General features: G+C 61.8%; 13 protein-coding genes. 7 read left to right on the forward strand and 6 right to left on the reverse strand.

Going from position 1 to position 15,499, the window contains the following annotated elements; translation table 11 throughout:
* Nucleotides 1-13: 13 nt before the first annotated feature.
* From V2B23_RS16575 to V2B23_RS16590, 4 genes are read right to left on the reverse strand one after another with little or no spacing between them, the layout of a single operon-like run.
* Complete coding sequence (locus V2B23_RS16575; protein WP_430951351.1) at nucleotides 14-802, reverse strand: SDR family NAD(P)-dependent oxidoreductase; 789 nt, start codon at nucleotides 800-802, stop codon at nucleotides 14-16.
* Complete coding sequence (locus V2B23_RS16580; protein WP_430951352.1) at nucleotides 799-2,334, reverse strand: class I adenylate-forming enzyme family protein; 1,536 nt, start codon at nucleotides 2,332-2,334, stop codon at nucleotides 799-801. Before V2B23_RS16580 ends, V2B23_RS16575 begins: the two co-directional genes overlap by 4 nt.
* A 45-nt stretch (nucleotides 2,335-2,379) precedes the next feature.
* Entirely contained in the window at nucleotides 2,380-3,261 is an 882-nt protein-coding gene (locus V2B23_RS16585) for an SDR family NAD(P)-dependent oxidoreductase (RefSeq protein ID WP_430951353.1), read from the reverse strand.
* Between the two features lie 3 nt (nucleotides 3,262-3,264).
* The gene (locus V2B23_RS16590; RefSeq protein WP_430951354.1) at nucleotides 3,265-4,044 is read right to left on the reverse strand and encodes a crotonase/enoyl-CoA hydratase family protein; all 780 of its coding nucleotides are present in this window, start codon (nucleotides 4,042-4,044) and stop codon (nucleotides 3,265-3,267) included.
* 445 nt (nucleotides 4,045-4,489) lie between these two features.
* Between V2B23_RS16590 and V2B23_RS16595 the strand changes: the two genes are divergently transcribed.
* Nucleotides 4,490-5,965, forward strand: coding sequence for an MFS transporter (locus V2B23_RS16595; protein WP_430951355.1), 1,476 nt, complete (start codon nucleotides 4,490-4,492; stop codon nucleotides 5,963-5,965).
* Nucleotides 5,966-6,158: 193 nt separating this feature from the next.
* Nucleotides 6,159-6,833, forward strand: coding sequence for a TetR/AcrR family transcriptional regulator (locus V2B23_RS16600; RefSeq protein WP_430951356.1), 675 nt, complete (start codon nucleotides 6,159-6,161; stop codon nucleotides 6,831-6,833).
* Nucleotides 6,834-7,019: 186 nt separating this feature from the next.
* On the opposite strand, the gene V2B23_RS16605 is transcribed toward V2B23_RS16600, so the two are convergent.
* Nucleotides 7,020-7,547, reverse strand: coding sequence for a hypothetical protein (locus V2B23_RS16605; RefSeq protein ID WP_430951357.1), 528 nt, complete (start codon nucleotides 7,545-7,547; stop codon nucleotides 7,020-7,022).
* A 728-nt stretch (nucleotides 7,548-8,275) separates the two neighbouring features.
* On the opposite strand from V2B23_RS16605, the gene V2B23_RS16610 reads away from it, so the two are divergent.
* Both V2B23_RS16610 and V2B23_RS16615 read left to right on the forward strand, forming a co-directional pair.
* On the forward strand, nucleotides 8,276-10,633 hold the full coding sequence (locus V2B23_RS16610) for an arylsulfatase (protein WP_430951358.1): 2,358 nt from the start codon (nucleotides 8,276-8,278) through the stop codon (nucleotides 10,631-10,633).
* Between the two features lie 42 nt (nucleotides 10,634-10,675).
* Entirely contained in the window at nucleotides 10,676-11,650 is a 975-nt protein-coding gene (locus V2B23_RS16615) for an HAD family hydrolase (protein WP_430951359.1), read from the forward strand.
* Nucleotides 11,651-11,781: 131 nt separating this feature from the next.
* On the opposite strand, the gene V2B23_RS16620 is transcribed toward V2B23_RS16615, so the two are convergent.
* The gene (locus V2B23_RS16620; RefSeq protein ID WP_430951360.1) at nucleotides 11,782-12,462 is read right to left on the reverse strand and encodes an SDR family NAD(P)-dependent oxidoreductase; all 681 of its coding nucleotides are present in this window, start codon (nucleotides 12,460-12,462) and stop codon (nucleotides 11,782-11,784) included.
* A 24-nt stretch (nucleotides 12,463-12,486) separates the two neighbouring features.
* Between V2B23_RS16620 and V2B23_RS16625 the strand changes: the two genes are divergently transcribed.
* The 3 genes from V2B23_RS16625 (at nucleotide 12,487) to V2B23_RS16635 (ending at nucleotide 15,407) form a co-directional block, all read left to right on the forward strand.
* A complete protein-coding gene (locus V2B23_RS16625) occupies nucleotides 12,487-13,419 on the forward strand; it encodes a helix-turn-helix transcriptional regulator (protein WP_430951361.1) in 933 nt (310 codons plus the stop codon).
* A 166-nt stretch (nucleotides 13,420-13,585) separates the two neighbouring features.
* Nucleotides 13,586-13,909 carry a DUF1330 domain-containing protein gene (locus V2B23_RS16630; RefSeq protein ID WP_430951362.1) on the forward strand — a complete coding sequence of 108 codons (324 nt, stop codon included), beginning with the start codon at nucleotides 13,586-13,588 and terminating at the stop codon, nucleotides 13,907-13,909.
* Nucleotides 13,910-14,045: 136 nt separating this feature from the next.
* Nucleotides 14,046-15,407: a DUF222 domain-containing protein gene (locus V2B23_RS16635; protein WP_430951363.1), complete on the forward strand. Its 1,362-nt coding sequence runs from the start codon at nucleotides 14,046-14,048 to the stop codon at nucleotides 15,405-15,407.
* Nucleotides 15,408-15,499 lie beyond the last annotated feature (92 nt).

The following is a 15,499-nucleotide window of genomic DNA, read 5'->3' on the forward strand; positions in this document are numbered from 1 at the left end:
TCGTAAACAGCGCCTACAAGGCGAGTGAGTAACCACCGTTGACCGGAATGGTCTGGCCGGTGATGTAGCTCGACGCATCCGAGGACAGGAACAGTGCCGCGTTGGCGATATCCGAGGGCTCCCCGAAGCGGCGAACGATGTAGTTGGACAGCACTTTCTTGGCGAACTCCTCGTTCTGCATCCGGGATTCGGTCGCCGGTGTCCGGGTAGCGCCGAGTGCGATGCAGTTCGCGGTGATGCCATATCGGCCACCGAGACGAGCCATTGCTCGAGTGAAACCGGCGGCGCCTGCTTTGGCGCCCGAGTACACCTCCATGCCGTTGGTCTCACCCACACGACCGGCATCGGAAATGATCGTGATCACTCGGCCCCACCCGTTCGGGACCATCTGGGCGATCCCGCATCGAGTGACGTTCAGAACGCCATCCAGATTGACGTGGAAAAACCGCTCCCAGTCCGAGGGGTCCTGCTCCCAGAACGGCAGCTGCCGTGTTGGTGCGGGACCCGCGCCGCCATTGCCCGCGTTGTTCACCACGATCGACACCGGCCCCAGGCCGTGGTCCGAGAACATGCGGTTGACCTGCTCGAAATCACCGACATCGGCCTGAGCAGCCACCGCGACCCGGTTACCGGTGGAGATTTCGTCCGCAACCTGCTTGGCGCGATCGAGATCGAAGTCGTTGACGATGACGCTTGCGCCGTACTCGGCGAGAGTGGCGGCGATCTGACGCCCCACTCCTTGACCAGCGCCTGTCACCAGTGCCACTCGTCCCGACAGGTCCAGCAATTCTGTTGTGCTCACAGCAGTTCCTTTCGAAGTTCTCGCTTGAGGAGCTTGCCCATCGGACTGATGGGCATCTCGTTGATGAAGTGAAATTGACGGGGCCACTTGTACTTTGCGAGTCGCCCGTCGCAGTAGCTCAATAGGTCCTCGGCTGTCACGGTCGAACCCTCCCGAGGTTGGATCGCGGCAACGGGCTGCTCCCCCAACTCCTCGTGCGGGACGCCCACCACCGCTGCCATCACGACGTCGGGATGAGCATTGAGAACCGCCTCGATCTCGGCGGGGTAGATGTTCACGCCGCCGGCGATCACCATGTCGCTGACCCGGTCGTAGATGTACAGGTAGCCGTCCTCGTCGATGTGACCCACATCGCCCGTGCGGTAGAAGCCGCCGGGAAGCAACGCGTCCGGTCCGAGCGGACCTCGCCCGATGTAGCCGCTGATCACCACCGGGGTTTTGACGACGATCTCACCGGTGGTGCCTGTCGGAACCTCGGTTCCGTCCTCGTCGACGATCTTCAGGTCGACGTGCCGGAACGGCCGCCCACTGGAAGCCGGTCGCTCACGCAGATCGCTTGGCGTTGCCCCGGTGAGCATCCCGGCCTCGGTACATCCGTAAAGCTCGTAGAGGACCTCGCCGAACAGATCGATCGCCCTCTCCTTGATGTGAGCACCGAACGGTGCGGCGCCACCGCCAATGAACTGGACGCTGGACACGTCGTGTCGAGTCAGCGTCTCCTCGGGTAGAGACAAGATTCGCTGCAGCATCGTCGGAACGGCGACCCAGTGGGTGATCCGATGTTGTTCGATGAGACGCAGCGCCGATTCGGCATCGAATCGCCGCTGAAAGACGACGAGCCCGCCTCCCTGCAACGTCACGCGGGTGAAGCTCGGGCCTGCACTGTGGTGCATCGGCAGACTCATCAACAGGACACCGCCAGGAGCGGCGGAGGCCTTACCGTCGAAGTGCACCGACTGGCCGTACTCCATGAGCGTCGTCGGATCAGGTGTGCTCTGAAATCCTCCGATCGGCGCTCCCTTCGGGGCGCCGGTGGTGCCGGAGGAGTAGATGATGGTCGGCGCGAATTCCGCGGCGGGCCGCGGTTCCGGGCTTCCGGTGGAGATGAGGTCTTCGTAGAAATCGGCCCCCTCCACCCGAGTGTCGAGAGTGACGATTGTGGCGAGGTTCAGATCGGACCAAGCGGCGACGAGGGCGCTCGGGTCGTCGTCGTCGATGATGGCAGCGCACACATTGCAGTCGCTGAGAATGTAGGTCGCCTCGGGCGGCGTGAGCTTGAAGTTCACGGCAACGGCTGCGGCGCCGACCTTCGCGATCGCCAAGGACACGACAGGCCATTCGAGTCTGGTTCTGATTCGGATGGCGACGAAGTCGCCGGGACCGACTCCCCGGTCGCTGAGGGATGCTGCCAGTCGGTTCGACCGGTCGTCGAGTTCTCCCCAGGTGAGGGTCCTGTCCTCCTCGACAGCACACACCAAGTTCGCGTCATCGGGAGCGAACGAGATACTGCTTCTTCTTTCACTGGTGGTCATTGGGTTCTCCTTCTGCTCGGGGCTGTAAGCGCCAGATGAGGTGTGTCAGTTGAATCCACCGCGGGATCCACCACTGACGGCGATCACCTGTCCGGTGACATAGTCGGAGAGCGGTGACGCCAACCAGAAGATCGCGTCTGCCGCTTCCTGAATGGTTCCCGTTCGCCCCAATGCGGCAGCGGGTAGAGGCTGAGGCGCGAAGATGTCCGTTGCACCGGTGGTGTCGAGGCCGAGCTTCTCGAGGGTCTTGTCCGGCACGCCCAAGGGGATCTCGCGTCCGCCGGCCTTGATGGTCTCCCGAGCCGACTCGGGCGCACCGAAACGTGTCTGGATGATCCCGAACGCCACGGCGTTGACCGTGACGTTGTACCGACCCCATTCCGATGCCAGGGTTTTCGTCAACCCGATCAGGCCAGCCTTTGCTGCCGCGTAGTTGCCGGCACCCAAGGGACCGAACGACGCCGCCAAGGACGACACATTCACCACTTTCCGTGCACTCGCGCCCACTGCCGCCGAGTCCCGGAAATGAGGGGCCGCGGCCCGCAGAATTCGAAACGGTGCAAGGAGGTGGATGTCGAGCATCGCCTGAAACTGCTCGTCGGTCATCTTGTGCACCGGTGCATCCCAGAAGTAGCCGGCACCGTTGACGATGATGTCGATCCCGCCGTGCCAGTTGAACACGTGCTCGATCAGTGCGTCCGGGACAGCCGGGTCGGTCAGGTCGTCGGTAAATATGGTGGTGTCGCCACCGATCGCACTCTGGGCTTCCTGCGCGCGATCAGGGTCGACATCGGCGATGCACACCGTGGCGCCGTTGGCTGCGAGGGTCTGAGCGGTAGCTCTACCGATACCCTGCGCCCCGCCGGTGATCAGTGCGACCTTTCCCTCGAGGACGTCGGAGGTGATTGTGGGAACAAAAGTCGACACGGTCTAGCGTCCCTTCCATACGGGCTCCCGCTTCTCGATGAAAGCTCGGATGCCTTCCTGCGTGTCTTCGGAGTTGATAGCCGGATCGGCGTACACATGCTGCTGCTTCCACGCGTCCTCGTCGGTCCAGTCGAAGGCGCGGCGCACGATCTCCGTGCTTGCCTGCACCGCGAGAGGCCCCGATTTGACGATCTTTCCGGCGAGTTCGACTGCCGTCGCGAACACCTCTTCACGCGGAACCACGTAGTTCACCAATCCCCACCGGGCGAAGTACTCCGCAGGCCGGGCTTCGCCCGTCAACGCCAATTCCATTGCAATGTGGTACGGAATGCGCTTGGGCAGGCGGAACAAACCACCACCCAACGCGACCAGCGCTTTCGCTGCCTCCGGAATGCCCATCGTGGTGTCGGTGGATGCCACCACGAGATCGCACGCCAGGCACAGTTCGAATCCGCCTGCCAGCGCATGTCCCTCGACAGCGGCGATCAGCGGCTTCGTCGGCCGCACCTTCGAGACACCGAAGCCGCCGCGCCGTTCGGTTGCCCCGAAGTCGCCCACCGCGGCAGCCTTGAGATCCTGGCCGGCCGAGAATGCCGAGCCGGCGCCCCGGAGGATCGCTACTCGCGACTCGCTGTCTTCCTCGAAAGAATCGATCGCGGCTTCCATGGCGCGGGCCGTGGCGCCATCGACAGCGTTGCGACGCTCCGGCCGGTTGATGGTGATGACGGTGATGTACTCACCGACCTTCTCGGTCAGAACTAGAGGGGCCGAGTCTGTTCCCACAATTTCCTCCTTGCATGTGCACCTCGCCGGCACACGATTCGTGATCCATGCTACATACTTGTTAGTCAGCCATCAAGTATGTAGATGGGTTCGACTTCCTTCGAGCACACGGAGCGCTTCTTTCGGCGACGACGCGTTGTTCTCAGTGTCAAGATCTTCTAGTTGCTTGTCAACCAACTAACATGTGCGCTAGTTTGTGACGACCGACACAATCGGCTGTACTGCACCTCCTCCCACACGCGCGTTCGACCAGAAGAGGACGTCACGATCGACTTTGGTGCAGTTCGTACCGCAACCCCCACGGTCTCTGCGCAGCCCTCCGTCCTCCCACCAGGACAGACCCGCCCGAAACGGGCACTTCCCGCACCTCCGTCAGCATCCGCTCGTGGCTCTACGGGTAGTTCCGGCGAACACGTCGCGGTGCACACCACGAAAGCAAACGTCTGTGAATCTCAATTCGACTGAGCGACCCACGACGCAGGCCGCCAAATCCGGCCTGTTCGGGATGTCGCCAAAGGCCACGATGTATCTCGTCGGCGCTCTTGTCATCCTCTCGGCCGACAGCGAGACCTTCGCCATCCTTCCGCTCCTCCGGGAGTTGAGCCTCGAGTACGGCCTCAGTCCCACCCAAGTCGCCTGGATGGCAGCTCTTCCCGGACTCACGGCTGCAGGGCTCGTCCCGGTGATGTGCCGATTGGGCGACATGTTCGGCGTTCGGCGCCTGCTGATCATCAGCATCGCGGCCGCCGCGGCGGGCAATGTCATCTGTTTGTTGTCTCCCGGGCCCACCGGCTTCCTTGTTGGTCGAGCCATTATCGGTGGCGGCGTCGCCTGCATCCCGCTGCTCTACTCGTACCTGCGCCTACAGGCCGAGACACAGGAAGAGATCAACGAAAGCGCTGGATTCATGACCGCCATAATCGGAGGCGGGTTGGTCGTCTCATTCCTGATGGGCGGCGTCATCATGGAGGTCGGCGGTTCGGTCCGCACCGCGATGTTGGCCATCACCATCCTGTCCCTCGTCGTGGTAGTACTGCTTCGCTTTGCGCTGCCCGACAACCCAACCCGAGTGAAATGCACGATCGACTACGTGGGCTCCGTCATCCTCGCGGTGGCCCTCACCGCACTCGTTCTCGGCCTCGCCGAGGGAAACAAGTGGGGATGGACCTCCTCAAAGATCATCGCCTGTCTCGTCAGCGGCACAGCACTGCTGGCAATCTGGGTGGTCTGGGAGCGTCGGACTGCCGCGCCGATCATCGACTTGTCAGTGATCATGCGGCGCGAAGTCTGGCCCGCGTTCGTCGTCTGCGCTATGACCACTTTCATGGGAGTTGCGACCGTACTGACAGCTACGCAGTACCTTCAGACTCCGGAGAAGGCCGGGTACGGCTTCGGAATGACCCCCTTCCAGGTGGGGCTCTCTCTACTGCCTGTCGGATTCATGATGGCGTTCGGTGGACTGGTAGTCGGCTCGGTCGTCGAACGAATCGGGGTGCGTCCCACCGCTGCACTCGGCGGACTGCTCTCTATCCTGAACTTCGGCTGGTTCTCCGTCACCGACGCGGCCGTGTGGAAGTACCTGGTCATGTTGTTCCTGTTCGGGACTGCGTACGCGCTCACCGTGACGGCCGGCGCCTCGGCATACCTGCGAGCCGCGCGACCAGGCGAGACGGGAATGGTCACTGGCGCCGCCCGCATCGTCGCGACCGCCTTGGGTTCGCTCGGCCCCGCCATCGCGGCCGCACTGCTGACCTCCTCGTACATCCCGAAGACGTCGATTCCCAACGCGGCCAACTATGACAAGGTGTGGATGTTCTTCGCAGCATGTGGTGTGCTGGTGATCGTGGTGAGCCAACTCATCCGGCAGTCCGACGTCCGGAATGATCTGGCGCCCAACACCGTACAGAACCAGACCGCTTAACGTCCCCGGCCATAGAGGTAGGGGCACCCGGATTGCCAGGTGCCCCTATTTCCGCAGACGTTGATTCCCAACTCGGCCTCGTCCATCGAAACGATGACCCTTCGACCACACCGTGACTCGTACCCGCATCATTCTGATCACAGACGGGCTACGACTTAGAGGATTTGTCGGCCAGCTAGCTTATACTTCTCGCATGTCACCACGGGGGAAGACCATCAGCCAGATAGATCCGGCCATGCAGCAGGTCCCGGGACGACGTTCACAGTCCGACCGGAAAGAAGAGTCCCGCGCCAAGCTCATCAAAGCAGCGATTGAACTTCTCGGCACCAACGGTTACTCCGGCACCACACTGATAGAAATCGGTCGCCGCGCAGGTCTGAGTCGAGGGTTGGTGACCTTCCACTTCGGTACCAAAGAACAAATCATGATTGCGGTTGTCGCCACCATCCGTGAACGAGTCCAGTCGACCCTTGTTGGTGAAAACTTCCGAGGCCTCGAGGCGATCGACCAGCTTGTCGACAACTATCTGCTCGGCGACGTAGATTCCGGCAGCACCATCCGAGCGATGTACATCATCATCATGGAGTCGGTCACCTCGTCACCAGGACTCAGACCATCGGTGGCCGAACACAACACCGTCTTCCGAAACCTGGTCGCCGGCTGGATCAGTGAAGCACTCGACGACGACCAGGTCGAACCACACAGCGACCCATACACACTGGCAACTGTCGTCGAAGGATTGCTGCGTGGAGCACTCATCCAATACATCGTCGAGCCGTCAGCTGTCGATCGCGCTGACGTCGCCATGCTCGTCAAGCACATGATCCGCAATCAGTTGCGAGCGACGGCAACTGATAGCTCCGCTTGAACAGAGAGGTCTGGTCAACTGGGCTTGCGCCACGGAAACGACCGAAACATCCGAATTGTGTAGCTGAATTCCGATGCTGAACCTGCCGCTAACACATATCATGTCCTCCTGTCGATGAAATATGTTGCACTGCAACAAAATAGGTTCAAAGTGAATGGGCGTCGCCGATATCGAGTGGCCGCGTCGCTACCAGAGTGAGAGCGGACATCCTGCAGCCTCGGCCGCAGCGATGCGCTCTTCGATGCAGTCGGTTCCTACGTTCTGTTCGATCCCGATACGGATCGCGGCAGCGATGGCGCGAGTGCGACCCGCGGGTCCTCGAACGTCGGCGAGGGGGCTGGCGATGTTGCGTCGCCGGAGCTCGTATTCGCTGCGGTTGCTGCGATTGGTTCCCAACTGCATGTGTGCCGGGTTGGTGCAGCCGGCGAAGTCGCATTGATGGCACAGTACCGCGTCGTCGATGTTGGACCATCCCAACCTCGCAATGACGCCGTATTCGAGTTGGTAGGCGAACAAGTGCGCCGGCACGGTCCCGCGCCGAGACGGCCCGGTAGGCTCGCCGTGTTGGTCGACGGCCGGGAGAAGCCGGTCCGAATCTGGAGCCGCGTCGGAAGGCTGCCCCTCCTCGCCGCCGGGAACAGCAACGGCGATATCCCGATGTTGCAGTTCTCGGAGCGAGCAGATCACCCATCGCTCCAACTGCTTGTACAGCACGATGATTCACGTCGCGAGATCGACTATCGGGAGGGCGCCGAGCAGGCCTTCGAACTCGCAGATGCCCGGGGTTGGACCACAGTAAGCATCGAAAACGACTGGACCGCCGTATTCAGTAGTCGATATTGCCGGCGCGGTTGAAGAACTTTCCGGTGGGTCCATCGGCGCCTAGTTGGGCCAGCATCACCGTCCCATCAGTGCCTTCGGTGATGGTCTGATGTCCGCTGTGGCCGTTGAAGTCGGTACTGGTGTAGCCCGGATCGCTGGCATTGACCCGGAATTCCGACTCAGCACCCCGGACGCCCCTTCCCGCGAACGGTGTCCGGAACTGCCGCCCGTGCGGTCAACCGTCGACTGTTACGCAAGCCCGGAGTTGCGGGTGCATCGCAAATCTACCGCCGCACAGACGAATAGAATCGGCAGCAGAGTACCTGACCCAAAATTTGTAGCGGCCACATGCTTGTGACTATTCGACTACATCAGGTTCGCGGCAGCTATCGATCGGTCGACTCAATCAATTCACATGCAGCCCAATATAAATCGTCATAAACGAACGCTCCTCTCGTTGCGTTCTCAATGCATCCACCACCGACCCGGGTCGCTCCTCACGACTCGTGGAGGGCTTGCACCGCGTTGTTCGAGTAGCAGGAGATTGCAAGCCCTGGCCACGCCGCGGTGATGGTGATGTAGTTGATGGGTGGGGGGAACCCCGACATGAGGAGCAGACAATGGCCAAGACATTCAGGGGCGTAGTCAACCTCGACATACGAGACTCCATCCCGGACTGGGCCCCGTACGAGCAACCTAAAGCACCGGCAGGCTCACCAAACGTGCTGTACATCGTCCTCGACGATGTTGGATTCGGTGCACTCGGCTGTTACGGCGGACCGATTGATACGCCGAACATCGACAAGATCGCTGCACGCGGCCTGCGCTATGGGCAGTGGCACACCACAGCCTTGTGCTCGCCGACCCGGTCCTGCCTACTGACGGGCCGTAATCACACAACCAACGGAATGGCCTGCATCAGCGAAGCGGCCATCGGATTCCCGAGTGCAAACGGGCACATTCCACCGCAGTGCGCCACCCTCGCCGAGGTCCTCGTCGAGCAGGGTTTCAGCACGGCGATGGTCGGCAAGTGGCACCTGTGCGCCGAGGACGAGATGAATCTCGCTTCCACCAAACATAATTGGCCGATCGGCCGCGGATTCGACCGCTTCTACGGATTCCTCGGCGCCGAGACCAACCAGTGGTATCCCGACCTGATCCACGACAACCACCCCGTGCAGCAACCGGCCACTCCGGAGGAGGGCTACCACTTCAGCGTCGACATCACCGACAAAGCTATTCAGTACTTCGACGACGTCAAGGCGATCGCGCCCGAACGGCCGGTTTTCCTCTACTACGCCCCGGGGTGTGCGCACGCTCCACACCAGGTGCCGCGCGAGTGGGCAGACCGCTATCGGGGCCGTTTCGACGACGGCTACGAGGCGATGCGCGAGCAGATCCTGGCACGGCAGAGAGAAATGGGCCTGGTCCCTGCCGACACCGAACTACCGACACTCAATCCCATCGGCACCCCCGACACGCGCACCGGCCCAGACGGGCAGCCATTCCCGCCTCTGGATTTCACGCGCCCCTGGGATACCCTCGCGACGGACGAGAAGCGACTGTTCGCCCGGATGGCAGAGGTCTATGCAGGCTTCCTGTCGCACTGCGACAACCAGATCGGCCGGCTGCTGAGCTACCTCGAACAGATCGAGCAACTCGACAACACCATCATCATGCTGGTCTCCGACAACGGTGCCAGTGGCGAGGGCGGTCCGAACGGCTCGGTCAACGAGAACAAGATTGCCAACGGCGTACCGGACGATCTGGCCGAAAACCTCTCCATGCTAGGCGAACTCGGCAGCACCAAGACGTATAACCATTACCCGAACGGGTGGGCGATGGGCTTCAACGCCCCATTCAAGATGTGGAAGCGCTATTCGTTCAACGGCGGAACCTGCGACCCGTGCATCATCTCGTGGCCGGCCGGGATCGCCGCCCGAGGAGAAACTCGCGACCAATACCACCACGCCATCGATCTGGTCCCGACCGTGCTGGACTGTCTCGGCCTCGAACTGCCAGACACCGTGAAGGGTTACACCCAGCATCCATTGCAAGGTGTGAGCATGCGCTACAGCTTCGACGCGGCCACCATCCCGACAGCCAAACACACCCAGTTCTATTCGATGCTCGGCACCCGCGGTATCTGGCACGACGGCTGGAAGGCCGTCACCACCCACCCGGCAATCAGCGGCTGGGCCCGGTTCCCCGAGGACACCTGGGAGCTTTACCACACCCAGATCGACCGATCCGAGCTGCACGACCTCGCCGCCGAGGAGCCCGGCAGGCTCGCCGAACTGGTCGGCCTGTGGTTCCACGAGGCCGGCGCCAACCACGCCTTTCCGCTCGACGACCGCTCGGCAGTCGAGATACTCACCACGCCTCGCCCGCAGCTCGCGGCGCCGCGCAACCGCTACATCTACCGGGCGGGTGGCGCCGAGGTCCCCGAGTCGGTTGCCGTCAACATTCGCAACCGCTCCTACTCGATCGGGGCGTTGGTCGATCTCCCGAACCCCGGGGCATCCGGGGTGCTCTTCTCGCATGGCAGTCGCTTCGGTGGCCACGCCTTCTATGTCAAGGACAACCGGCTGCACTACGTCTACAACTTCCTCGGCAGCGAACAGCAACGGATCGTCGCAACCGAGGACCTGCCGACCGGCGAGAACCTCATCCTGGCCGCCACATTCGACAAGGACGGCGAGGATCCACCAGGAACCGCCCATGGCACCCTCGGGCTGTTCTATGGAGATCGGAAGGTCGGCGAGGGCCGAATCCGAACTCAGCCAGGCAAGTTCAGCATCGCAGGCGAAGGACTAAGCGCCGGCCGCGCCATCGGGGAACCTGTCACCGACGACTACCCGGGCACCGCACCGTGGGCATTCACCGGCGGCACCCTGAACCGGATCGTCGTAGACGTCAGTGGAGAACCCTACGTCGACCTCGAACGCGAAGCCGCGGCCATGCTTTCCCGCGAATAACAGGACCGTCGTGTGGTGGCAACATCGAGGAGGAATCAGGTTATGGCCGAACAAGTTCGATCCGATCTGGACACCGAAGGACAGATCGGCGATCCGCTCCCTAGTTGGCGGGACGGTCCTAGCAAGCAAGCAATCCTGGAATTCGTCGGGCGAGTGACAGATGCAGGCGGGCCGGGCGCCGTCCCCGCCGAGGAGCGAATCGCGGTGTTCGACAACGACGGAACGCTGTGGTGCGAGAAACCGATGCCCATTCAGCTCGACTTCATCCTGCGCCGCCTCGTGGCCATGACTGAGGAGGATCCGGCACTGCGCACCCGCCAACCCTGGCTCGCAGCCGCCACCCGCGACTACGCCTGGCTCACCGCTGTCATCACCGATCACTACCGCGGCGACGACAGCGGGGTGAAGGTGTTCGCGAAAGGAGTTCTGATGGCGTACGCCGACATCACCGTGGAAAAGTTCGAGGCCCTGGCCGACCAATTCTTGCGCACGACAGACCATCCCACCCTGGGCCGCACCTATCTGACGTGTGGCTACGTGCCGATGATCGAGCTACTCCGGTACCTCGAGGCGAACGAGTTCCACAACTACATTGTCTCCGGCGGTGGGCGTGACTTCATGCGGCCGATCAGCCTGGACGTGTACGGGGTTCCCCGTCAGCGAGTTATCGGCAGCAGTGCGTCGCTGGCATGGAAAGCCGACGGGCGCGGCGGCACACTCGTCCATAAACCCGCATTGGACGTGTTGGTCGACGGAACCGAGAAACCAGTTCGAATCTGGAGCCGTGTCGGAAGGCGGCCCCTCCTCTCCGCCGGGAACAGCAACGGCGATATCCCGATGTTGCAGTTCTCGGAGCGAGCGGATCTCCCGTCGTTGCAACTGCTTGTACAGCACGATGATTCACGTCGCGAGTTCGGCTATCGGGAGGGCGCCGAGCAGGCCTTCGAACTCGCAGGTGCCCGGGGTTGGACCACAGTAAGCATCGAAAACGACTGGACCGCCGTATTCCCGGACTGAGCGTCTTCGTGATCGGTAGGCAAGCGAGGACCGGCCCGTCGCACCTGGGCCGGTTCTCTGCTGTGTAGCCCGAAATCGCCTCGCTCGCAGCGAGCAAGGCGCCCAACCGTCGGGCACTCAACGGCGATAGTTCAGTAGTCGATCCTGCCGGCGCGGTTGAAGAAATTTCCGGTGGGTCCATCGGCGCCTAGTTTGGCCAGCATCACCGTCGCATCAGTGCCTTCGGTGATGGTCTGATGTCCGCTGTGGCCGTTGAAGTCGGTACTGGTGTAGCCCGGATCGCTGGCATTGACCCGGAATTCCGGCAGGTTCTTCGCGTATTGCAGAGTCAAAGCGATCACAGCCGCCTTCGAGCTCGCGTACGGCACGGCGCGCACAAAGTGCTCATCGGTACCGGGGGTGGCCAGCGAGCGGGCGAAGCCGACTCCGGAGGCGACATTGACGATTACCGGGTTCGACGAGCGTCGCAACAGCGGAAGCGCCGCCTGTGTAAGACGCACGACGCCAAGCACATTCGTGTCGAATACTTCCTGCATGGCGTCGGCGTCCAGGTCATCGACGCCGAAAGACCCGCCGAGGACACCGGCGTTGTTTACCAGAACGTCGAGCTCGGGCAACTGGGCGAGCGCAGCCTCGATGCAGCGCTGATCCGTGACGTCGAGTTGGACGGGGTGAGCGCCGAGGTTCTGCACCTCCGCAGCTGAAGCCAGGTCCCGCATCCCGGCGTAAACGGTGTGGCCGGCGTCGATGAGCCGTCGCGCGGTCTCCAGTCCGAGGCTGCGGTTGGCTCCTGAAATAAGTGTCGTAGTCATGTCCACAACGCTCGCTCAATTTTGGTGCGCACACCAGGCACCGATCGACGGTGGGACCAGCAGTACTACCCACTGCGCGCCCACAGCGAGCAGGATGAGGTCATGGACGAGTTCGCGAGTGTGCTGCGCGCGTGGCGTGACCGTGTGCAGCCTGAGCACGTCGGTTTGCCACCAGGTACGGGTCGACGCGCCAGAGGGCTGCGGCGGGAGGAGCTCGCGATGCTCGCCGGAGTCAGCGTCGACTACGTTGTGCGGCTCGAGCAGGGCCGGGCAACCAATCCCTCCGCGCAACTGCTCGGCGCGCTTGCGCGGGCATTGCGCCTGACCGACGAAGAACGCGACCATCTGTACCGAGTCGCCGGAGTCGCGATTCCGACACCTGCCTCATTGCCGCGACACGTGGGTCCGAGCGTCCAGCGGATCGTGGACCGTCTCGGCGACGTGCCGGTCGGTGTCTTCAGCGCCGCGCATGACCTCCTGTTGTGGAATCCGCTCTGGGCAGCGCTACTCGGTGACCCCTCACTGCTGGCCGGGTTTCAGCACAACCTCGTCTGGCGAGTCTTCTCCGAGAAGAACACACGTGCCACTCATACCGCCGTCACTCATATCACTATCGGAGAAGACGAATTCAGAGCGGACCTTGTGTCGGACCTGAGATCCGCAGTGGGGCGCTACCCCGACGACGCACCGCTCAGGGACCTCGTCGACCGTCTCCTCTCCGAATCCGATGAGTTTGCAGCGCATTGGGAGCAAGCACACGTAGCCCTGCACCGGTCCAGCCGAAAGACCGTGCACACCCCAACCGTTGGCGACATCACGGTGGACTGCGACGTTCTCAGCGCGCCCGGTAGCGGCGACCTGCGGATCGTCGTCTACACAGTCGCACCCGGATCCGCCGACGCAGCCAAGCTCGATCTCCTTCGTGTCGCCGGATTGCAGGACCTGACGCATCACTGACGAACACGGCGACACACTCATACGTAGGACAGCACATTACCCCTGAGGTAATCGACGCATCCCCGCTGCTCCTGCAACACTCGATTCCAGAGCGAATCTAGCTGAACGTTACTGAGAGACAACCGATTAGTCATACACGCACTCCTCCGAGAGGCAGGAACCAGACATGAGTGAAAGCTACGTAGTTGGCATCCTCAACAACGTCGCCATGGGAGACGACATCACCGAATACCTCCAACGCATCGACAGCACCCTCACACCGTTCGATGGCCGCTTCATCATCCACGGAGGCTTGCCTGACGTCCGCGAGGGACACTGGTCAGGTGATCTCATCATCCTCCGATTCCCCACGTCCGCTGCGGCCCAACACTGGTATACATCGGACGCCTACCAAGCTATCGCTCCGTTTCGAATCAATAACTCGACTGGCACCGTGGCTTTTTTCGAAGGCGTAGACCAAAACCACCGAGCAACCGACATTCTGATCTGACCGAATCTCAAACCTATTCCCCTGCAGCCTTACTCGAGTTCCCGAGCCGCACTCGATACAAATCGAATGTGCCCGATATGCCTATTGATTCGAATAGACGTTCGAGTATAATTGGGTCAAGGGTGGGGAGGCCTTGATGACTACGGTGAACGATTTTGTTTCGGTGGGGGATGTTGTCGCTGGTTCCGCGACGGGTGTGCGGGGCAGGTTGTGGCGATTGCGACCGGCCGAGGTTCGGGATGTTGCAGTTTCCGTTTCTGCGGAAATCCTTCGGCTGGAGGCGATTCGGGTTGCCGCAGTAGATGAGTTGGCGCTAAATCCTGATGAGCAGGTGCTGTGCTACCGCGGTGTTGGTCGCTGGTTGGCGGCGAACACGATGCTGCAGAACGCGGCCGGTAACAAGATTGCCGCTCTCGGTGCCGCACTGCGGGCATTCCCGGACATTACTGCTCAATTCGAGGCCGGCGATCTCTCGTTCGATCATGCGGCAATAATCGTCGCGTTCTGCGAATCACCACCAAAAGGTATGCCTACGACTGCTTTACCGTCCTGCATGAAGACTCTTCTCGCTGCGGCGTCCGGTGTGGAGGCCACCACCATCAAACTTCGCTATGCGATTGCGGTTCTGGAGCGGATCTTCGAATCCGACGACACACCACCAGGCGAGGACGATGATCTCAACGTCTTGCGGATTTCGCCGACGCTCAACGGTCGGGTCGCCATCAAAGGTGATTTCGACGCACTCACCGGTGAAATGTTGTTGTCGGCGCTCTCAGGTCTGTCGATGCCGAAACCGGCTGCTGACGGAACTCCGGATCAGCGCTCGGCAGCCAAGCGCACCGCCGACGCTTTCACGGAATTGATCCGACGGTATCTCGATAATGCTGTTACCGGTGTCGATGGTGGTCAGCGTCCGCATGTGAATGTGCACATCACCGCGAAAGACCTTGCCGAGCATCGCGAATGCGCCACCATGCGAGCTGACAGCGATGTCGCATCGAATGACGACGCGCCTGATTTCGAGGATCTTGACGTCGAGGATCTTGACGTCGGGTACATGCCGTGGATGGGGCCGCTCAGTGTGAGCCTGACCCGGATGCTCGCCTGTGACTGCATGCTCTCGACCGTTCTGATGGACGGCAACGGCGCACCGCTGGATGCGACGCCGCACAAACGCCTCGTCACACCGGAACAACGCACCGCGCTGATCGCTCGGGACAAAGGCTGCGCCTTCCCCAACTGCGATGCCGTACCGGCCTGGTGCGACGCCCACCACATAAAACCCTGGTCAACCGGAGGCTTGACGGTGATGGACAACCTCACCCTCCTCTGCCGGAACCACCACCGATTGATCCACAGCACCAGCGGGTTCCGCGGCATCTGGGAAATCAAAATGGGCGATGATCACAAACCCTGGTTCATCCCACCAGCTGCGATCGACCCGAAACAACGACCCCGCCGCTCCACCACCCGGCAAGGCCCAGTCCACCGAGACTGAATCCGGCGCTGCCGGAACTGCATACCGTGTGAGAGCTTCGCATCACCAGCCAGACGATGCGAAGCCCACACGCATGTCCCGCGCCAAAACAT

The organism is Rhodococcus sp. 24CO (assembly GCF_050586165.1).
GTDB lineage: Bacteria > Actinomycetota > Actinomycetes > Mycobacteriales > Mycobacteriaceae > Rhodococcus_F.